This is a genomic window from Rhizobium sullae (assembly GCF_900169785.1).
GTDB lineage: Bacteria > Pseudomonadota > Alphaproteobacteria > Rhizobiales > Rhizobiaceae > Rhizobium > Rhizobium sullae.
Window position 1 is genome coordinate 34,458 of sequence record NZ_FWER01000025.1, and the last position, 20,830, is coordinate 55,287.

Sequence of the window (20,830 nt, forward strand, 5' to 3'; positions counted from 1 at the left end):
CATGACCGTCCCGCTCCTGTCCCTCCGCGGCATTTCCAAGAGCTACGGCCAGATCCGGGCTAATCAGGCCATCGACCTGGACGTGGCGCCACAGTCGATCCATGCGATCCTCGGAGAAAACGGGGCGGGCAAATCGACGCTGATGAAGCTGATCTACGGCGTCGAGCAACCGGACGACGGAACCGTCGTCTGGGAAGGAGAACCTTTGAGCTTTGCCTCCCCCGCGGAGGCAAGGCGCAAAGGCGTCGGCATGGTCTTCCAGCATTTCTCGCTGTTCGAGACCCTGACGGTGGTGGAGAACACGCAACTGGTCGTGCCGGGCCGGAAGGCCGATCTTATTGAGCGCATCCGAATGCTCGGGCGCGACTTCGGCCTCGAAGTCGATCCCGCCGCTCATGTGCACACGCTTTCCGTCGGCGAGCGGCAGCGGGTGGAGATCATCCGTTGCCTGCTGACAAACCCGAAGCTGCTGATCCTCGATGAGCCAACCTCCGTCCTGCCGCCGCAATCGGTAAACAAGCTCTTCGACACGTTGCGTCGCTTGCGCGACGGCGGCGTCTCCATTGTCTTCATCTCCCATAAACTGGAGGAGATCCGCGCGATCTGCGACCGGGCGACCATCCTGCGCGGTGGACGCGTCACGGGACATGTGGACCCGCGCGAACATGATGCCCATGACCTTGCCCGCATGATGATCGGCCGTGACATGCCGGAACCTATGCCGGCGCTGCCCCTGTCCGGCGGGGAAAAGCGGCTTGAAATTATCGGCCTCGATTATCAGCCGGACGACCCCTTTGCCGTGCCACTCTCCACCGTAAGCCTTACGGTTCGTTCGGGCGAAATCCTCGGCATCGCCGGAATTTCCGGCAACGGGCAAAGCGAGCTTGCCTCGCTGATATCCGGCGAATTGGTCCTGCCGCGAGAACAGCGCGACCGCATCTACATGATGGGAAAGGACGTGGGCACGCTCAACGCGGCTGCCCGCCGGCGGCTTGGATTTGCCTTCGTGCCCGAAGACCGGCTCGGGCGCGGCGCCGTACCGGAAATGTCACTCGCCCTCAACAGCCTGCTGACAGCGCATCCGCTCGACCTTCTCAGGCATGGTCTGGTCGACGAAACGAAGGCAATGGCATTCGCCCGCGAGTGCATCCGCCAGTACGATGTGCGCACGTCCGGACCGGAGGCGGAAGCCGGCTCGCTCTCTGGCGGCAATCTGCAGAAGTTCATCGTCGGCCGCGAGATCATGCTCTCTCCGAAACTGCTGTTCGTGGCGCAGCCGACCTGGGGCGTCGACATCGGAGCCGCATCCGCCGTGCGCAGGCGGCTCGTCGCGCTGCGCAACCAAGGCATGGCAATCCTTGTCATTTCCGAGGAGATCGAAGAGCTTTTCGAACTCTGTGATTTTATTCAGGTGTTGCACCACGGCACCCTGAGCCCGGCTCTCGTCGCGCGGGAGACGCAGCCGGAGGACATCGGCCGATATATGATCGGTGCACATTCTTCGCAAGAGAAGGCCCTGGCATGAGCGCTTCATTTGGGGCTTTCCTTCCCACCCTTGTCCGTCGCGAACGCGGCTCGCTTGCAGCAACCTTGCTTGCGCCTCCCGTCGCTTTGGCGGTGGCCACCATTCTCAATCTCGGGCTTTACGTGCTGATGGGCCGCGATCCGGCCGCCGTCGTCTATGCGATGCTTCTCGAACCCTTCCTCTCTTGGGCGTCGTTCTCGGAAGTGCTGCTGAAGGCAGGGCCCCTTCTCCTCATCGCACAGGGCCTGGCAATTGGCTTTCGCGCGAAGGTCTTCAACATCGGCGCCGAGGGCCAGTTCATTCTGGGCGCGATTTTCGCCTCGGCCATCCCCGTATGGTTTCCGCAGGCAACAGGTCAGTGGATCTGGCCGGTGATGCTGCTCCTTGGAGCAGCGGGTGGTGCGCTATGGGCTTCACTTACCGCTTTCTGGCGCGTCAGGCTCAACGCGAACGAGATCCTCGTTTCCCTGATGCTGAGCCTCGTTGCCGCACAGTTGCTCAACTACCTGCTCCTAGGCCCCTGGAAGGACCCCAACGGCTTCAACTTTCCTCAGTCTGTGATGTTCCAATATGACGCGATGGTGCCGTTGCTGATTCCTGGCACGCGCGTCAATGTCTCGCTGCTGCTCACGATCGTCCTGTCGATCGCGGCATGGATCTTCATGCAGAAGAGCTTCATCGGCTACAAGCTAAAGGTCGGGGGCCTCGCCCCCCGTGCTGCCGGCTACGCCGGCTTCAATCAAGGGTGGGCTATCTGGCTTTGCCTTCTCATCGGCGGATGCGCCGCAGGGCTCGCTGGCGCGGCCGAAGTTGCCGGTCCCCTCGGCCAGCTGCAGCGCTCGATTTCGACCGGCTATGGCTATGCCGCCATTATCGTAGCCTATCTCGGCGGCCTGCATCCGATCGGCATCGTATTCTCGGCGCTCATCATGGCGGCCCTCTCCATCGGGGGGGACAATGCCATGGTGTCAGCAAACTTGCCGATCGCCGCGGTCCGCGTCTTTCAGGGCAGTCTCCTTGCCGCCTACCTCATCGCCGTCGCCTTCGTGCGGTACCGTCTCGAATGGCGTCGCTTAGCCTACCGGAGCCAGCCATGAACGCCATCGAATTCATTCTTGCCGGCATGCTCGCGGCCGCGACACCCTTTCTGCTTGCGGCGCTCGGCGAGCTGGTGGTCGAGCGTGCCGGCGTGCTGAACCTCGGGGTAGAGGGATTGATGGCGTTCGGCGCGGTGCTTGCCTTCATCATCGTCTATCACGGCGGCGGGCATCTTTTGGGCTTCGTCGCAGCCGGCCTCGGCAGCGCCGCTCTTTCGCTTGTTTTCGCCGTCATCGCAATCGGGTTTCGGGCGAACCAGGTGGCGACAGGCCTTGCGATCGGCATCCTCGGTCAAGGTCTTTCGGCACTTTTCGGCAAGACTTATGAAAGCCTCACGGTCAAGGGGCTTCCAAAGCTTGCCTTTCCATGGCTTTCCGACATCCCGATCTTCGGCCGCCTTTTCATCCAGGACGCCGTCGTATGGCTTTCCCTTGCCGCAACCTTCGCCATCTGGGCGATGTTTGCTCATACGAAGACCGGTCTTGTCGTCCGGGCCATCGGCGAGAACCCCAAAGCCGCCCACGCCATTGGCTATTCGGTCATTGCCGTCCGCTTCGCCGCCGCAGCATTTGGCGGAGCGATGGCAGGCTTTGCCGGCGCCTATGCGGCGGTGGTTTACACGCCGCTTTGGGCGGACGGGATGATCGCCGGGCGTGGCTGGATCGCAATCGCACTCGTCGTCTTCGGGACGTGGCTCACGGGCCGGATCTTCTTGGGGGCGTGCCTCTTCGGCGCCGTCTCCCTGATGGGCCTCGCAGCCCAGGCGACCGGACTGGACGTCCCATCACAACTGCTTGCGAGCCTGCCCTATCTCGTTACGATCGTCGTTCTGGGCATCATTTCGGCGGACCGCCGTCTGCTGAAGCTGAACGGCGTCGCCTCGCTTGGCGAACCCTTCGAACACTAAGGGGCGGGCCGCTCACACCACGGTCATAACGTCTAGCCCCAACGTGACGCGGGTTTACGGCACCGCCTTCAGGTCGCGCATGTCATCTTCATCTCCTCGGAGCGGCCATGCTTTCTCGCAGGATAAGCCTGCTGCGGACCACGGTGCGCGTCTCCGGCTCGTTGTCCGAATCCCCGATGGCGCCAAGTAGTCGAGCCACTGCAGCTTGGCCCATCTCTTCCACAGGCTGTTCGATCGTTGAAAGCGGCGGCGAGCAGAATTCGCAGACCGGTGAGCCATCGAACGAAACGACGGACAGATCACCGGGAATGTTCAGGCCGGTCCGCTGCACGCGACTGATGAACGAAATAGCCATATCGTCGCTCGTCGCAATCACCGCTGTCGGCTTATCCGTCAACCGCGCGAAGTCGGCGGCCGCCTGAACGCCGATCTCGAAGCCCTCCTGGTAATCGAGACTACCCCCTGATCGCGAAACCGCCTGCTCGGAAAGTCCCGCGCCACGAAGCGCCTCAAGCGCGCCGCCGTAACGTTCGACGTCGTGGTAGTTGCCTTCCGGGCCGGCAATATAGAGAAAGCGCCTATGGCCCAGTCTGATCAGCTCCGCCGTCACCTCCCGCACCGCTTCCCGGTCGTTCGTCACGATACTCGGCATTCCGGCATCGCTCATATCGAGCAGCATGGAAACGATCGGCAGGCCGGCATTGGCGAGAGATCGCCCGTCGACCTCTGGAAGTTTCGATGACAGGATGATCGCTCCGCGAACGGTGCCGCCGAAGGCAAGATCGAGAATGTGCCTTTCCGACTCCTCGTCGCGATCCAGGTTTGCGATCATCAGATTGTAACCGTTCTGGATTAGAGCCTTGTTGATGCTTTGCAGAACCTGCGGAATGATTTGGGATGCGCCATAGTAGAGCGACCCCGGCAGGATGATCATGATAATGTTGGACTTGCCGACCCTCAGGCTGCGGGCCATGGCATTTGGCGTATAGCCCAGCTGCTTGGCGGCGGCATCGATTTTGACGCGCGTCTTCTCGTTCACGCGGCCGGGATTTGCAAGCGCGCGGCTGACGGTCGAGATCGCTACCCCTGCCAAGCGAGCGACATCCGCCATCAAGGGCCCTGATTGCTCCTCCACGAGCACATCTTTGTTTTTTTTCACTTTTCTACTTCCTTCCCGATGGCTGCTGCGCCGGATGCTACGGCAGTCGCGGCCGCTTAGCAAACGATTGCCAAAAATCACTTGCATAAAAAAACGACTTGTCTATTATCTAGGCATGGCAAACGATTGCCAATCGCAGTGCATTGAAATCATTATGGTTATTCGTTGCGGATGTCGGCGCCGCAATCGATCCTCTATGCCCGGAGAAGCGTCATGACCTCAACCGAACGGCTTCGCTTTGGCGTCGATCTCGTCACCTTTTTCCACCCCGATTTCTGGGATGTGAAGGATTATGACGGCATCATCGCTCTGTCCCGCAACGAGCCGCGCGTTTTCTGGGACAAAATTCTCGACGCCGTCCAGGCCTCCGGCGTCACGGGCGTCGAACTGACCTTCTCGCCGTTCAACTGGCAGGATGCGACGAAGACCTATGGCTCGGTCGAAGCTTTCGCCGCGGAGCTTTCGAGACGCGGGCTGACGCTGGCGAGCGGCTTTTTCGCCGAACTCGAAGCGGCTGGTGATTTCACGGAGGCTGACGCACAGGCCGCCATCATCGAGAAGGCCGAAAAATACGCCGAATTCCTCAAAGCCTGCGGCAGTGACATCATGGTCATCGGCGCACCGTTGCGCCAGACGCTCGGCGCCCAGCCGGTGCGATTTTATGATTTCGAACAGGCGCGCAAGATCGCCGATTTCCTCAATCGCCTCGGCGCCACTCTCTACGCAAAGGGCATTCGGCTGGCGCTCCACACCGAGGCTCACTCGATCTTTGCTGCCGCGCGCGACGTCGACCTGCTGATGCTGCTGACGGACCCGGCCTATGTGCACATGTGCCCGGACACGGCGCACATCATTGTTGCCGGTTCCGATCCTCTGCAGGTCGTCGAGCGTCATCATGAGCGCGTCATTATCGCCCATTGGAAGGATGCCCTCGGGCCTATGCCGGCAGACACACCGATCGATGAGCATATCCATGATCGCCACCGTCCCTATTTCTGCGGCTTCGGACTCGGTCGCGTCGACTGGCCAGGCTGGACCAGGCTCCTGCGTGATCGCGGCTACGAAGGCTGGGCCATTCTCGAGCTCGACGCCGCCGCCGATCCGCTCAGTGACATCGCAAATGGGCTCAAGCTCGTACGGCAGGCACTTTTGCCGATCTATCGCTGATTTCCATGACCCGAAACCAATGGCCCCGCCAAGAGGGCTTTCTTGAAGAGGTGGAACGATGAAGACCGTAATGAAACTGTTACTGGTGGGAGCCGCGCTCTCAGCAGCCGTCTCCTCGGCCCATGCCGAAGACAAACCGAATGCCGAAGTGATGACCTCCTGGACGTCCGGCGGCGAAGCGGCAGCTCTGAACGTCATCAAGCAGGAATTCGAAAAGCGCGGCGGGGTCTGGAAGGACTCTTCCATCGCCGGCTTCGGCGCTGCCGATGCCGCCTTCCAGAACCGCCTGGTCGCCGGCGATCCGCCGACCGCCAAACAGGCAGTGATCGGCCTCGCCAATGCCGATTTCGTCAATCAGGGTCTCCTGAGCCCGATCGACGATGTGGCAAAAGCCGGCAAATGGACGGACGCTCTGCCAAAATCGATCGCCGATCTCGTCTCCTACAACGGTCAGGTCTATCTCGCACCCACCGGCGCTCACGGCGAAAGCTGGGTGTTCTATTCCAAGGAGGCCTTCGCCAAGGCGGGCGTGAGCGAGGAGCCCAAGAGCTGGGACGAATTCTTCGCGGCCCTCGACAAGCTCAAGGCTGCCGGCGTTCAGCCGGTCGCCTGGGGCGGCCAGTCCTGGCAGGAGACCAAAGTCTTCAATATGATCCTGCTCACCCAGGTGGGCATTGACGGCTTCCTCAAGATCTATGTCGACAAGGACAAGGGCGACGCCTCCACCGAAGGCGTGAAGAAGACACTCGATATTCTCGGCAAGCTGCGTGCCTATGTCGATCAGGGCGCACCGGGCCGCAACTGGAACGACGCCACCGCCATGGTCATCACCGGCAAGGCCGGCGTACAGTTCATGGGCGACTGGGCCAAGGGCGAGTTCATCGCCGCCGGCAAGGAGCTTGGTAAAGACTACGGCTGCATGCTCGCGCCGCAGTCGCCGGGCATGGTCTATGTCGCCGACGCTTTCTCCTTCCCGAAGATTGCCGACGCGACATCCCAGAAGGGCCAGACTTTGCTTGCCGAGGTAGCCATGGACCCCGCCGTGCAGATTGAGTTCTCGCTCAAGAAGGGTTCCGTGCCGATGCGCACCGACGTCGACCAGTCCAAGCTCGACATCTGCGCGAAGAAGGGACTGGAGCTGATGAGCGCCGGCAAGATCGTGCCGGACCAGGCGCTGATCCTCTCGCCGCAACAGGCCGGCGCGCTCAACGACTTCGTCGATGAGTTCTGGACCAATCCTTCCGAGGATAGCACCTCTGGCGCCGAGAAGTTCTTCGCGATCTTCGAATAGGCCGTGCAGCAGGCCGATTGGAAAGAAGAACGCCGGTCGGCCCTGCACATTCCGTTTGAGAAAGTTTGCTCATGCAAGCCAAGCGCAGACGTTCCCCTGCTGCGACTATCGCGCTCCTGCCGACATGGATCGCAGCGATCTTCATCTATATCGGCACCATGGTCTGGTCCGTGAGGCTGTCGTTCACGGATTCGACCATATTTCCTTCGTCCAACTATGTGGGCTTTGCTCAATATGCCAAGCTGTTCCGGACGTCGAGATGGCTCGCATCCCTGGAAAATGTCCTGATATTCGGCGTGCTCTATGTTGCTGGCTGTCTCGCCCTCGGCTTCGTTCTGGCGGCCTCGCTTGACCGCAAGGTGCGCTTCGAAGCCGTGTTCCGCACCATTTTCCTTTACCCCTATGCCATGTCCTTCGTGGTCACCGGCCTCATCTGGCAATGGATACTGAACCCGACCCTCGGCATTCAGGCAAGCGTGCGGGCGTTGGGCTGGCAGAGTTTCACATTCGACTGGATCGTCAGTCGCGACATGGCGATCTATACCGTCGTCTTCGCTGGCGTCTGGCAGGGGGCAGGCCTCGTCATGGTGATCGCGCTTTCCGGCATGCGCGGCATCGGCGATGAACAATGGAAGGCCGCACAGATCGACGGCATCCCGATCTGGCGGATCTATCTGTCGATCATCCTGCCGCAGCTCGGACCAGCACTTGCCGCATCGGGAATGCTGCTCTCCATGGGCGTGATCAAGACCTATGACCTCGTCGTGGCGCTGACCGGCGGCGGACCGGGCACCGCGACCGAGGTGCCGGCTAAATTCATCATGGACAATCTGTTCGAACGCCAGAATCTCGGCCTGGCGAGCGCGGGCGCCACGGTGCTGGTGCTCTCCGTCGTCATGGCCGTCGTCCCGTTTCGTTATGCGCTCTCCATGCGCAGGAGAAGAAGGTGAGCGCACTGATGGCCACTCTTCACGCCCGCGGCCCGAAACCCTCACGGCTCACAATCGGCCGCATCGGGCTCTATGCCTTCCTGATCCTTGCGGCGCTGTTTTTCCTTTTGCCGCTCTACACGATGCTCGTCACCTCCTTGAAGACGATGGAGGAAATCCGTCAGGGTCGTATCTTCGCACTGCCTGATACGGTCGATTTCGACGCCTGGAAAACCGCCTGGTCAGGGGCCTGCATGGGCACGCAATGCCTGGGCGTGCGCGTCGGTTTCTGGAACTCGGTAAAAATCACCGTGCCGGCGGTCGTCATTTCCGTCTTCATCGGCGCGATCAACGGCTATGCTCTTTCCTTCTGGCGGCCGAAAGGCTCTGGCCTGCTGTTCGGGCTTCTGATGGCCGGCGGCCTGATCCCCTATCAGATCTTCCTCTATCCGCTGGTGCGGCTGCTCGCCAATGTCAGCCTCTACAATTCGGTGGCCGGAGTCGTCCTGGTCCATGTCATTTTCGGCCTGCCCTTGGTCACGCTGCTCTTCCGCAACTATTTCATGGCGATCCCCGAAGAGCTCTGCAAAGCGGCTCGCGTCGACGGCGCCGGCTTCTGGCGCATCTTCCTCGAGATCATGCTGCCCATGTCGGCTCCGATGGTCGTGGTCGCCTCCATCTTCCAGTTCACAGGCATCTGGAACGACTTCCTGATCGGGCTGGTTTTTGCCGGGCGGGACAATCTGCCGATGACGGTTCAGCTCAACAACATCGTCAACACGACCATGGGCGAGCGCACCTACAATGTGAACATGGCCGCCACCATCCTCACTGCCTTTGTCCCGCTCGCCATCTATTTTTTCTCCGGCCGCTGGTTCGTGCGCGGCGTCGCCGCCGGCGCAGTCAAGGGATAATGCCATGCAGCCTGCCGTCTCCATAAAGGATCTCAAGATCGCCTATGGCGATCACGCGGTCATCGAAAAGCTGTCCATCGATATCGCGCCACGCGAATTCGTCGTGCTACTGGGGCCGTCCGGCTGCGGAAAATCGACGCTGCTGAACGCCATCGCGGGTCTGCAGGACATTGCCGACGGCGAGATGTGGATATCCGGCAAGAACGTTACCTGGGACGAGCCGAAGGACCGCGGCATCGGCATGGTCTTCCAGTCCTACGCGCTATATCCCCGCATGACGGTCCGCAAGAACCTGTCCTTCGGCCTGCGTGTTGCGGGCTTGCCCAAAGCCGAAATCGAAGCGCGCGTCGCCCGCACCGCATCGCTTCTGCATCTCGACAAGCTGCTCGACCGAAGACCATCGGAGCTGTCCGGCGGCCAGCGCCAGCGCGTCGCGATTGGCCGCGCCCTGGTGCGGGAGGTGGACGTCTTCCTGTTTGACGAGCCACTCTCCAACCTTGACGCCAAGCTGCGCAACGAATTGCGCGTCGAGATCAAGAAGCTGCATCAGAGCCTTGGCAATACGATGATCTATGTGACGCACGACCAGGTCGAGGCGCTCACCCTCGCTGATCGCATCGCGATCATGAAGGACGGCGTGATCCAGCAGCTCGCCGCTCCATCCGAGATCTACCATCGCCCGGCCAATCTCTTCGTCGCGGGCTTCATCGGCGCGCCGGCGATGAATTTCATCGAGGGCAGGATCGCCCTCGAGACCGGCATACCCGTCTTCGAAAGCAACGGACTGAGGATCGATCTTTCCGGCTATCCTTTTCTGACCTCCATCAAGGCCGGCCCGACCACGCTCGGCATCCGGCCGGAACATCTCGCGCCCGACGGAGCGGCAAGGGGTTGGCCCACCATTTTGGGCACCGTCTCCGTTGTCGAGCCAATGGGCGCGGACACGGTGATCTGGTTCGATTGGGCCGGCGACAGCCTGTCCTGCCGGGTGATGGGCGATGTGGCTTTTGCGCCGAAGACGCGGATCGCGCCTGGTCTCGATATCGCCAAGATCTCCCTTTTCGACGCCCATGGCGCCCGCCTTTAACACTGCCTTCAGTTCATACGGAAATTGTTCATGTCTCAGACTGTCTACGATGCGTTGGTGATCGGTTCTGGCGCGGCAGGCTCCTTCGCCGCCAAGGAACTGACAGCACAAGGCCTGTCAGTGCTGCTGCTCGAGGCAGGCCGTGCCGTGACGCAAGATGACTTCGATCCCGCCCGCAAGAAGGAGCCGGCCAGTAGCATCAATATCTGGGAGCGGGCGCGCGCCACGATCAAGGGCCAGCCTATTCAGGCCCGTGCGGCCTTCTTTACGGAACGTTTCAGCCACTTCTTCGTCAACGACCGGAAAAACCCTTATACGACCCCCAAGGATGCGCCGTTCCTGTGGATTCGCGGCCGCCAGGCCGGCGGCCGTCTGCACAGTTTCGGCCGTGTGTTGCTGCGTTGGACCGACGATGATTTCAAGATCAGGTCCCGGACGGGCAAAGGCGTCGACTGGCCCGTTTCCTACGACGAACTCGCACCCTACTACGCCGAAGTCGAATCCTGCCTCGGGCTCTATGGCAATAAGGACGGCGTTGAGACCTTGCCGGACGGCATCTATGCGCATCCGGCCGACCTGACGCCTGCCGAAGAGATCTTCAAGAAAGAGGTGGAAGGCCGCTGGCCCGAGCGGCGCGTCGTCTCCTGGCGCTATATCGCCCCGGACGCAGAGCGCACGCCGAAGCCCTTGCGCGAGGCGCTTGCAACCGGTCGCCTTACCATACGCCATGACGCCATCGTCCGCCGCATCACGACGGACGACAGGAATGGCCGGGCGACCGGCGCGGAATTCATCGACCGGCTAACGGGCGACGTAGAGAATGTGCACGCTACGCTCGTGGTGCTTGCGGCATCGCCCATTGAAAGCGTCCGGCTGCTTCTCAACTCTGCATCCGCCAGACACCCCGAGGGGCTGGGGAACAGCTCAGGCACGCTCGGGCGCTATCTCATGGACCAGCTTCCCTGCCTGGCCTTCGGTTCCTTCCCGAAGGCCAGAGGCTGGGCCCACGATGCCTCTGCCCCGACCGATCCATTCTATAATCCCTCCGGTGGCATTTTCATTCCGCGATTCGGCAGGGGTGACGCCGGCCGTGGCGATTTCGATTATCAGGGCAGCGTCGGGCGCTCACCGACCCCTGGTGATCAGCCCTCCCGGCTTGCTTTCTTCGGGTTCGGCCGCATGCTGCCCAATGCGGACAATCGCATCACACTCGATGCCCGGCGCAGGGACGCCTGGAATATTCCTGTCCCCCACATACGCTGCGCCATGTATGATGAGGAGCGCGCATTGCTGGCCCAGCAGGAAGAAACGATGATCGATCTGGTGCAGGCGGTCGGCGGTGAGCTTGAATTCATCGGCTCGCCCACTGGGCTCAAGGAAATGGGGCGCGGCGCCTTCCCCGACGCCGATCCCTTCAGCCGCTTCATGTTCCGCAAGTGGTTCCGCAAGACCATGTGCGTGGGCGCCGCAATTCATGAAACAGGCGGCGCGCGGATGGGGGATGACCCTGAGAAATCGGTGCTCAATCCCTACAACCAGCTCTGGGATGCACCCAATGTCATCGTCACGGACGCCAGCGCTTTTCCCGGCAGCGGCATCGCCGGCACGACACTCACTGTCATGGCATTGACGATCCGCGCCTGTCGGAATCACGGACCAATACTGAGGGAAACGCGTAGACAATCTACGGCGACCAGCGACGCAAAATGATAACCCCTTAGGGGGACTAGCGTAGCGATAACTTAAGGCCTTACCGCGGCGAAATATTCGGGCCGTCAACGATTGTCCGTTTCTTGCACCCATCCATTGCGGGATGTCCCGTTTGGCATGAAGCTCGCGCCATATGTCAGATATCCTGCCTGGTCAGTGATCCTGTCGCACCTCGTTCGCAGGCCGCGACCTTGGTGAGGCGCGCAGGTGACGCTGACGCGTTTACGCCCGGCGGGCGAGATCTTTCGCCGCCGGCTCACGCCAAAGTGGCTCATCGTCCGACCGGTGTGGAGCGGGACGGGCAGCTACGCGCCGCAACTCTTCGTAAGCTTTGGCCTTGGTCCGCGTTGATCGGGAAAGCCGGCTACGTTTCAGACTTCAGCTTCTGACCGACGGTTCGAACCACCTCCAGGAAGTTCCGCAGGGCTTTTCGTGCGCCTCGCGGTTGCCATCCGATAGCCATTTCCCAGGCAACGTCCGCAGGTGTGTCAACCAGTGGGATAAATGCTACGCCAGCGATCCTCATCGTCGTCGCGCCCGTGGGCACCAACGACACGCCCAACCCGGCGGCGACCAAACTCAAAATTGTATGCATCTGCCGTGCTTCCTGGACGATGTTTGGTACGAACCCCGCCGCCCTGCAGGCATTTGTAATCTTCCCGTGAAGCGTCGGGCCTTGCTGGTGGGGAAACATAATGAAATCGTGTCCAGCCAGATCAGCAAGCCGACAGAAGTTCAACGCAGCGAGTGGATGATGCGATGGCACTGCGACAATCAGCTTGTCCCGGTGGATCAGTTCCACCGCGAGGCCATCGACGGTCTTGATCGGTGGATGGAAGAAGCCAAGGTCGATATCACCGCCCGCAAGGCCGGCCAGTTGCGCCTCCGTGGGACGTTCATCGAGGCGAATTGTCGTATCGGGCCAAATCTCATGGAAGGCGCGAATGGCCTGAGGAAGCAGACGGTAGAGAGCTGCGGAAACAAAGGCGATGGAAATCTGGGCAAGGTCGTCTGAAGCCGCGCGGCGGGCCAAACGAACGGCGTCTTCAGATTGCGCGATCGTTCGACGAGCCTCCTCCAGAAACACGCGCCCGGCTGCGGTGAGGCGCACCGCGCGTTGGGTCCGCTCGAATAGCGGAAATCCCAAGCGCTCCTCAAGCCTCTTGATCGATTGGCTAAGTGGCGGTTGCGCCATGCCGAGTCGGGCGGCGGCGCGTCCGAAATGCAGTTCTTCGGCCACGGCAATGAAATGCCGCATATGGAGCAGGCTGGTCATCATATCGCAGGAATATCAATAAACACTGTTTTGATATTGGAAACGTCTGCCCGTCGCAACGATTTAGAGTCGATCCAGCCGAAGCCACCCTTGGCTGGGCCACGATTTTGAAGGAGCAGACCATGCAAAGACTCGCTGTTTACTGCGCTACCATCGCAGCCACCTTCGGTGCTGTGCCTGCACTCGCAGAAGTCGAACGCAAGGATTTCCGGATAAATGCCGCACCCGATATCGAACTGGCCATCCGCGAAGTCCAAAATACAGGGCCAAAGCGCAATGGGTCGCCGATCGTCCTTGTCCATGGAGCGCGGGTGCCGGGTATTGCCTCGTTCGATCTGCCGGTCGAAGGAGGATCGCTGGCTGCTGAGTTGGCAACCAGAGGATATCGAGTGTTCATTGTCGACGCCCGTGGCTACGGAGGATCGGACCGTCCAGGACAGGATGGTCCACAGGAGGGCAGGCCGCTGACCCATTCCAACGAAGTCGCCCGCGACATCGATGCTGTGGTCGAGGCTATCCGGGATCGGACTGGCAGCCGGCAAGTAAGCTTGCTCGGCTGGGCCACCGGCGGGCACTGGGCAGGCATGTACGCGTCTCTTTTCCCGGAAAAGGTCAGCCACCTGGTCATCTACAACTCGCTTTACGGTGCCACCTCTGGACATCCCACACTTGGCGCAGACAGCGAGAACGCCGACCCGCATGATCGCCGTCGCTTCAATGTTGCGAAATTCGGGGCCTACCGATTGAACACGGCCGCTTCACTCATGCCCTCCTGGGACAAATCCATTCCTGCCGACGACAAGCAGAGCTGGCGTGGTCCGGCGGTGGTCGAAGCCTATCAACACGCGGCGTTTGCCTCCGATCCGATAGCTGACGATCGGGAGCCAGCTGCATTCCGCTCCCCTTCCGGTGCGATGGAAGACAGCTTCTATCTTGCCTCCGGCAGGCAGCTTTGGGACGCTGCGTCGATTACCGCACGCGTGCTGATCATCCGTTCCGAGAACGATTTTTGGAGCCGTCCTGAGGACGTAACGACGCTGGAAGGCCACCTCGTCAATGCTGCCCGCGTCCGTAGCGTGACGATTCCTGACGCCACGCATTATGTCCACCTCGATCGTTCGGAGCGTGGCCGTTCGCAATTCATCGCGGAAGTGGTGAGTTTGCTTTCGGAATCCGTCAACACCGCTAGCCCGTGAGTTCATGCTCAACGGCTGCCCCTGGCTCAGAGAGGCTCTAAGCAACGTCCAAATCCCCGTCAGGTCAGGCCCCGGTGCCAGCGACGGTCGCAGCAGACGAGATAAGTAAATCCCGACGGAAAAATTTCGAGTTGGATTGGGATTCGCATATCGAGCTCCCCTTCGTTTGTTCGGTGGCATAGGAGGGCGAGATTGTTAAGGCCGCAGGCCTGCAAGGGACGTTGGCGCCAAACCACAGAATGATTGGTGGTTTGCGCTGCATACAGCGGTCGATCGGATCCATGAATGGAACACCCATAGGCAAACACAAGGATGTGCCCATGGATCTTTTCACACCACGTCACTTTGAAGGATCCGGTCGGCACATTATCTAGCGCATGCGCCTCGACAGACGATATCCCTAGATTCCTCCTCAGAGCCAGCTCGTTTCGGGAGCAGATTTTGAGGATTGATCTAAGAGATCGTTTGAAAACGGGATGGCGGTTGAGGCGGCCATGATTCAAGCTTCTGATGTGAAAAGCAGCGAATTGGGCGTGGATGGCTGTCGGTCTTGGGCTTCCTCAGTCGTCCTTTGTCAGACGAGGCGACACCTTGTCGATTGAAAATGACACCTTGGAGATTGGAAAACATGGCGCTCAAGCGAATGGACAACGTAGGAATCGTCGTCGAAGACCTCGGAGTGACGATTGATTTCTTTCGCGAACTCGGCCTCGAGCTCGAAGGGCGGGCCACGATCGAAGGAGAATGGGCTGGACGCGTCACAGGACTGGGCGATCAGCATGTCGAGATTGCCATGATGCGAACACCGGACGGCCACAGCCGCCTCGAGCTCTCCCGCTTCCTCACGCCGCCTGTCGTCGCAGATCACCGCAACGACCCAGTCAACGCCCTAGGCTACCTCCGCGTCATGTTCACCGTGGACGACATCGACGAGACGCTTGAAAGGCTCCGCAGGCGCGGTGCGCAGCTCGTAGGCGAAGTAGTCCAGTATAAAGACGCGTACCGGCTCTGCTATATCCGTGGGCCCGAAGGGCTTCTCATCGGACTCGCCCAAGAACTCAGCTGAGGGCTATACGAAGGACTAATGTCAGCGAGCGCGTCCGAGGCCGACCGCCCAGTTCGAGGTCCATCCCTCCACGGTCGGCCCCGTGCCGTCCGCCCTCGGCAATCGCGATCGCGTGCTTGGCCTTCGACACATCGACACCGACGTAAAAAACGCTATCTTGCTTCATGGCCCATCCTTTCTTTGCTGGGGATAGGCTCGGCACTCCCGAGCAACCCCCGTTTGCTTCTAAGCCTGCAAAGACTAAGGGCGGGCCGCCGCTCACACCATGGTCATAACGTCTAAGGCTTGCCTCCTAACGCAGTGCGGCGGCTCACTATCCAGCCATGCTCACCACTGACCGGCGTCGAAGAGCAGACGAACGGCCGCTGAAAAGCCCTATCAGGCCGTTCTTCCATCAGGCTCTGAACCGATCGAATGCCGTCAGGTGTAAAGTTGGCGGGTCCGCCTCGTCCCATTGATAAATATCCGAGCGCAGATAGTGAAGCTCCTCGCTGAGATCATCCTCATCGAGTTCGATCCACCAGGACTTCGGACGGCCGTCGCTGCCGTCCGACCAACGATAGCCCCTCGCCTTCAACTGATCCTTCATGTCAAACGGGCTGTGCTCCGCAAAGATGCGAACCCGCGAACGCTGGCTGGCGCGGTAAAGTTCGCTAAACGGTGTCTCTTCAGTGGCTCGCTGCTGATCGAGGACTTCCAGGAGCGCGAAGCAGTCATCAACGGCGCGGTGGCCTTCGTGGAAATAGCCAGCCTGTCCAACGAGGTAACCGAGCTTCGTTCCCTCGAAGCCGCGGGCGCTCCAATCGATTTCCGAGACGGAACAGGCCCAGGCTTTACCGGCAAAGATGGTCGAAAAGGCATCGCAGAACGGCCGGTCAAAACCGGCATTATGGGCAATGATCAGATCTGCCGGTTCAATCAGCCTGCGCAGGGACTGGATGTCGATGAACTGTCCTTCGACTAACGCGTCCGTGATCCCCGTAAGCCGGGTGATCTCTGGCGGGATGGGTTTGGATGGCCGCTGCAGGCCGCCATAGACCCCGATGATGTCGCCGACAGCTCCATGATCGTTGAATGTGAAGGCAACAGCGCCGATTTCGATAATCTCGTCGTTACGGTGGTTGAGCCCCGTTGTCTCCGTGTCGACAATGACGCCAATACGGGAATACTCGGGCCGTCTGACGGCGGCAATAGGGCGAGCGACGTGTCTTCTGAGGATGCGATAGTTTCCGGTCTCTTCAAGCTTTCGCGCCATCTCGTCGTCGGAGCGCGCGACAGCGTGTGAGCGTCGAGAACGAGATTGAGCAGGAGCGCTCGCTATTTCCACCGTCGGAGAAAGCGCATTCGCGAACAAGTCCAGTTGGGAATCCATCTTTTACTCTCACCGCGTGGTCGCAAAGGATAGTGGCGCTCAGCATCGCGAGCAACGAAAGATGCGGTTTATGCACCGGTTCTGAACGATCGCCAATACGTGGGACCCTTGACCAGCCCGAGGGCGAAAAGGTCATCAACCGGAACACGTTTGAGGACGCCTTCAACAAAGCAAGCTGAAGGCGTCACGCCTGCCACACTGCTCGTTACTGCTGTCAAGGCCGACCCGACCGAACTGACTTTGCAGCTCGGCGCAACGAGATGGGAGGGCAATGCAATTGCCCTCCCACAAACGATCAGGCTGCTTCGGCAGAAAACCGCGCAAATAGCGGCTTGAGACGGGGATGACGCTCCGCCCGAGGCGGATGAACCTGGATGGTTCGACCAGATTTCGTCTCGCGCCTGAGCCATTCGCTGATAGTCTCTGCACTGGTGTGATCCATGAAACGCAGGTGTTTGCCGATGATATTGACTTTGCGGCCTTCGGGCAGCCCTTCGAGCGTGCTGAGTAGCGCCGGCACGTCCTTGCAGGTGAGCGCTCCGCCCAGTCGGACATGAATTTCATCGTCGACTTCGGAATGCCTGATCGCGAGCTTTCGGCGCAGATAGGGAAGAACTTCGAGGATCGACAGCGCCAGGCCGAGCGCCACACCGACCAGCAGGTCCTGCAGGACGACCATGGCCACCGTGACGGCCCAAATTCCAACCGGCATGAGACCATGGTGCTCGAACAGGTGGCGTACGTGATGAAGGCTGATCAGCCGCCAGCCGGTGACGAGCAGTACGGCGGCGAGCGCCGTCAATGGTACCATTTCCAGCAATCCCGGCAAAAGCGCCACCAGGCCCAGGATCCATGCCCCATGCAATACTGCCGAGGTCCGCGTGCGAGCCCCGGCCTGGATATTGGCTGACGAACGGACGATGACACCGGTGATAGGCAATCCCCCGAGTAATCCGCAGAGCCCGTTACCGACGCCTTGGGCGAAGAGCTCCTTGTTGAAGCGCGTGCGCTCCCCGTCATGCATGCGGTCGACGGCGGCCGCCGAAAGAAGCGTTTCGGCGCTCGCAATGACGGCAATCATCAGAATCGTCAAGATGATGCCGGGCTGCACTAGCTGGGCAAAGCTCTCGGCGGTCGGCATCGATATACTCTCTGCCAGTGAGGCAGGCACTTCCACGCGGGCTATCGGGAGGTCAAGTGTGGCAGCCAAGACCGTGGCGGCAGCAACGCCGACAAGGGCCCCAGGAAGCAGCGCCAGAAATTTCGGGCGGAATTGTTCCCAGCAGACCATCGCGAGGAGAGCGATGAGACCGACCAGAAGCGCGACGGCCTCGTTGGTCACGCTGGGGCCCCACAACCTACCGACGCTCTCGTCGATCGCGGTGACATTCTCGATGCCGCCTGCGGCAGGCCTGGCATCCATGAGCACATGGATCTGCCCCAGGATGATCAAAATGCCAATGCCAGCCAGCATGCCGTGAACGACGGCCGGCGAAATTGCTCTGAACCAGGAACCGATCCTTAGGAAACCCGCCATGATCTGAAGGAACCCGACAACGAGCAGCACGGGAGCGAGCATGGCAACGCCATACTGTTCGATGAAGCCGAAGACAATGACAGCAAGACCGGCGGCAGGCCCGGAGACCTGAAGAGGCGAGCCTGCCAGGAGGCCGACGACGAGGCCGCCTATGATACCGGAGATTAGTCCCATAGCCGCGGGCACCCCGGAGGCGATCGCAATTCCCAGGCAAAGCGGAATGGCGACCAGAAAAACCACCAGAGACGAAGCGAGATCGCGCGAGAAAGCAGAGCCGTTGTTTATCATGGCGTTACTCCCCGGCAAGCGTTGCAGCGGCCCGCGGCATGACATGCGGGTGATCTCGTCCTATGACGGCGACCGGCAGCGGCTCGCCCTCTTGCACATCGGTAAATGTCGCCAAGACCCCGTCATAGACCTGGACCTCGCCCGTTCCAATGTCGAAGAACCAGCCGTGCAGCGTGATTTCGTTGGTCGCGAGTTTTGCAGCCACCGCTGGATGGGTCTTCAAGTGGTCGAGCTGAACGACGACGTTTTCCATCGCTACAGCCCGCACGCGGTCAGCTTCGGAAAGGTCGTCAGGATAGGCCTGGCAAACAATCGAATAGGCAGCGTGGCTGTGCCGCAGCCAGGCTGCGACATTCGGCATTGGTTCCAGCATTGCTGGGTGGCACAACCCTTTCATCGCCCCGCAATCTGAGTGACCGCAGACAACAATGTCGCTGACGCCGAGGGCTAGGATGGCATATTCGATTGCGGAAGAGACGCCGCCATTGAGGGTCGAGAAGGGGGGAACAATATTGCCGGCATTGCGGCAGACGAAGAGATCGCCGGGACCGGACTGTGTTATCGTTTCCGGCATCACCCGGCTGTCGGCGCAAGATATCATCAGGGCATGTGGCTGCTGGCCTTCGCGCGCGAGCTTGCGGTAAAGCGCCGAATGACTCGGGAATACGGCGCCGCGGAAGCTGGAGATACCTTTCAGGAGATCACCCATATTTTCGGATCCTCTTTCTGGCCGGACGTCGGACTGGGAGGAGCACGTCTCTCATCCGGCGGGTTGCAAAAGCGATCTGTTCGCAGATGCACAATAAAGGGAGAGAAGAGATCAAAAACAGAGCCACGCAGCATATTGCGGCGCAACATTTTTCAATAAAACGTGATTTACGCAATCCTAGATGGCATTTATCTCAACGCCGAACCCTTGGATCACTGAGAAAACTCGCGTAGGCGGGCCTGAACGAGCATCAAGTGACTAGTCACTCGTCCGCAGAGATGGCGCGCGCCGCTGTCAGAGCTGGCGGGACGCCTCCGGCTGTCAGGCGGATTTCGTCGGGCCTGGATTCGGGCAGCTTCTTCACGGTCTCGCCCCTCGCAGCGGCCGGGCAATGCGATTGGTAGTGAAGACACCGATGACCAAAAGCACGATGGTTGTTATCCCGAGCGAGAACAGCGATTGCGTGTTCCACTGGCAACCACGACTTCCTGGCGAAGGGGAGCAGGCAGGGATTCGAGCAGGCTCGCAAGCAATGCGGTGCGGCTGAAGAACTCGCCCCTGGTGGCCGCCCGCAGGGCCTCGTCGCGCTCTTCCCAGGAGATAAGGAATGCAAGGGCCTGCGATACGACGAGCGCAAGCAGCATGAATACGATGAACTGGGCGGCGAGGCTCCTTTTCCACCATAGCATCATCCGGATGCCACCTCCGCAGAAAAGCGGTAGCCGCCGCCCCAGTGGGTCTTGATGATGGCGGGATTTTTCGGATCGAACTCGATCTTCTTGCGCAAGCGGCTGACTTGGTTGTCGATGCTGCGATCGAAAAAATCTGCGGTGCGGCCGACGGTCAGATCGAGAAGTTGGTCACGGCTGAGGACGAGGCCCGGATGTTCCAGGAAGGTCTTGAGCAGGCGAAACTCCGCGATGCTGAGCGCGATGCCGACGCCGTCCTCGCCGATCAGCTCTCGACGCCCGACATCGAGCCGCCATTGATCGAAGGTCACGGTTTTCGACTTGATCGTCTCGCGCTGCTGCTGCGGCAGGCTGTTGACCCTGCGCAGCACGGCCCTGATGCGCGCCAGAAGCTCACGCGGGTTGAAGGGCTTGGTAAGATAGTCGTCGGCGCCGAGCTCCAGTCCGATGATGCGGTCGGTATCGTCCGCCATCGCCGTCAGGAAGATGATCGGTATCTCCATCGTGCCGCGCAGCTGGCGACAGACTGATAGACCATCCTCCCCCGGCATCATGATATCGAGAACGATCAGGTCCGGGGCGCCACGTTCGACGATGCGCCGAAGAGCCGCGCCGCTTTCGGCGACGCTGACGTGGTAGCCCTGCTGGGAAAGATATTTGCCGACGAGGTCACGGATGTCCCGGTGATCGTCTACGACGACGATATGGTGTGCCGTTTGCATAGAGCGCCTCACGCAAGGAATGAAGATATGAACGGCAATATAAAGTGACGGAAAAATCCGGCACCTCCAAAAGTGTATCAAAGTTTGCCGAAACCGGCGATCCGGTTACCTGACGAATGCCCGCCATTCCAAGGAATAGCCTGAACTGGCGGGTCCGTCTTCGGTCTCGTCTAAGCTTGAATGAAGAC

At 60.4% G+C, this 20,830-nt stretch carries 19 protein-coding genes; 11 read left to right on the forward strand and 8 right to left on the reverse strand.

The genetic code is table 11. From position 1 onward, the window contains the following. The first annotated feature begins 1 nt into the window (after position 1). The 3 genes from BN1800_RS21750 to BN1800_RS21760 are packed head-to-tail and all read left to right on the forward strand — an operon-like array spanning position 2 to position 3,530. A complete protein-coding gene (locus BN1800_RS21750; RefSeq protein WP_087001005.1) occupies positions 2-1,525 on the forward strand; it encodes an ABC transporter ATP-binding protein in 1,524 nt (507 codons plus the stop codon). After that, complete coding sequence (locus BN1800_RS21755; RefSeq protein ID WP_087001007.1) at positions 1,522-2,622, forward strand: ABC transporter permease; 1,101 nt, start codon at positions 1,522-1,524, stop codon at positions 2,620-2,622. Before BN1800_RS21750 ends, BN1800_RS21755 begins: the two co-directional genes overlap by 4 nt. Continuing rightward, entirely contained in the window at positions 2,619-3,530 is a 912-nt protein-coding gene (locus BN1800_RS21760) for an ABC transporter permease (protein WP_087001009.1), read from the forward strand. Before BN1800_RS21755 ends, BN1800_RS21760 begins: the two co-directional genes overlap by 4 nt. A gap of 88 nt (positions 3,531-3,618) precedes the next feature. Here BN1800_RS21760 and BN1800_RS21765 read toward each other — a convergent pair whose 3' ends face one another. Beyond that, positions 3,619-4,689 (reverse strand): LacI family DNA-binding transcriptional regulator, encoded by a 1,071-nt coding sequence (locus BN1800_RS21765; protein WP_087001011.1) that lies wholly within the window; start codon positions 4,687-4,689, stop codon positions 3,619-3,621. 213 nt (positions 4,690-4,902) lie between these two features. Between BN1800_RS21765 and BN1800_RS21770 the strand changes: the two genes are divergently transcribed. From BN1800_RS21770 to BN1800_RS21795, 6 genes are all read left to right on the forward strand, one after another. Then, on the forward strand, positions 4,903-5,856 hold the full coding sequence (locus tag BN1800_RS21770; RefSeq protein WP_087001132.1) for a sugar phosphate isomerase/epimerase family protein: 954 nt from the start codon (positions 4,903-4,905) through the stop codon (positions 5,854-5,856). 58 nt (positions 5,857-5,914) lie between these two features. Then, on the forward strand, positions 5,915-7,147 hold the full coding sequence (locus BN1800_RS21775; protein ID WP_087001013.1) for an ABC transporter substrate-binding protein: 1,233 nt from the start codon (positions 5,915-5,917) through the stop codon (positions 7,145-7,147). 71 nt (positions 7,148-7,218) lie between these two features. Continuing rightward, entirely contained in the window at positions 7,219-8,097 is an 879-nt protein-coding gene (locus BN1800_RS21780; RefSeq protein WP_087001015.1) for a carbohydrate ABC transporter permease, read from the forward strand. Between the two features lie 8 nt (positions 8,098-8,105). Next, entirely contained in the window at positions 8,106-8,990 is an 885-nt protein-coding gene (locus BN1800_RS21785; protein WP_027513056.1) for a carbohydrate ABC transporter permease, read from the forward strand. Between the two features lie 4 nt (positions 8,991-8,994). Next, a complete protein-coding gene (locus BN1800_RS21790; RefSeq protein ID WP_087001017.1) occupies positions 8,995-10,077 on the forward strand; it encodes an ABC transporter ATP-binding protein in 1,083 nt (360 codons plus the stop codon). A gap of 30 nt (positions 10,078-10,107) precedes the next feature. Further along, positions 10,108-11,787 (forward strand): GMC oxidoreductase, encoded by a 1,680-nt coding sequence (locus BN1800_RS21795; protein ID WP_087001019.1) that lies wholly within the window; start codon positions 10,108-10,110, stop codon positions 11,785-11,787. Positions 11,788-12,151: 364 nt separating this feature from the next. On the opposite strand, the gene BN1800_RS21800 is transcribed toward BN1800_RS21795, so the two are convergent. Continuing rightward, a complete protein-coding gene (locus BN1800_RS21800; protein ID WP_087001021.1) occupies positions 12,152-13,066 on the reverse strand; it encodes a LysR family transcriptional regulator in 915 nt (304 codons plus the stop codon). 119 nt (positions 13,067-13,185) lie between these two features. Between BN1800_RS21800 and BN1800_RS21805 the strand changes: the two genes are divergently transcribed. Further along, complete coding sequence (locus BN1800_RS21805) at positions 13,186-14,259, forward strand: alpha/beta fold hydrolase (RefSeq protein WP_087001023.1); 1,074 nt, start codon at positions 13,186-13,188, stop codon at positions 14,257-14,259. Positions 14,260-14,887: 628 nt separating this feature from the next. Further along, entirely contained in the window at positions 14,888-15,325 is a 438-nt protein-coding gene (locus BN1800_RS21810; RefSeq protein WP_087001025.1) for a VOC family protein, read from the forward strand. Here the strand turns inward: BN1800_RS21810 and BN1800_RS41475 are convergent. The 6 genes from BN1800_RS41475 to BN1800_RS21835 form a co-directional block, all read right to left on the reverse strand. Continuing rightward, positions 15,318-15,491 (reverse strand): hypothetical protein, encoded by a 174-nt coding sequence (locus BN1800_RS41475; protein WP_179213850.1) that lies wholly within the window; start codon positions 15,489-15,491, stop codon positions 15,318-15,320. The two genes, BN1800_RS21810 and BN1800_RS41475, sit on opposite strands and share 8 nt — an antisense overlap. Positions 15,492-15,719: 228 nt before the next feature. Further along, on the reverse strand, positions 15,720-16,697 hold the full coding sequence (locus tag BN1800_RS21815; protein ID WP_087001027.1) for a 3'-5' exonuclease: 978 nt from the start codon (positions 16,695-16,697) through the stop codon (positions 15,720-15,722). A 295-nt stretch (positions 16,698-16,992) separates the two neighbouring features. Continuing rightward, entirely contained in the window at positions 16,993-18,522 is a 1,530-nt protein-coding gene (locus BN1800_RS21820; protein WP_087001030.1) for a SulP family inorganic anion transporter, read from the reverse strand. Positions 18,523-18,526: 4 nt separating this feature from the next. After that, on the reverse strand, positions 18,527-19,231 hold the full coding sequence (locus BN1800_RS21825) for a carbonic anhydrase (protein ID WP_027513049.1): 705 nt from the start codon (positions 19,229-19,231) through the stop codon (positions 18,527-18,529). A 437-nt stretch (positions 19,232-19,668) separates the two neighbouring features. Next, positions 19,669-19,923, reverse strand: coding sequence for a hypothetical protein (locus BN1800_RS21830; protein WP_143534045.1), 255 nt, complete (start codon positions 19,921-19,923; stop codon positions 19,669-19,671). Beyond that, positions 19,920-20,642 carry a response regulator gene (locus tag BN1800_RS21835; protein ID WP_087001032.1) on the reverse strand — a complete coding sequence of 241 codons (723 nt, stop codon included), beginning with the start codon at positions 20,640-20,642 and terminating at the stop codon, positions 19,920-19,922. The genes BN1800_RS21830 and BN1800_RS21835 overlap by 4 nt, the downstream gene beginning before the upstream one ends. Positions 20,643-20,830: the final 188 nt, after the last annotated feature.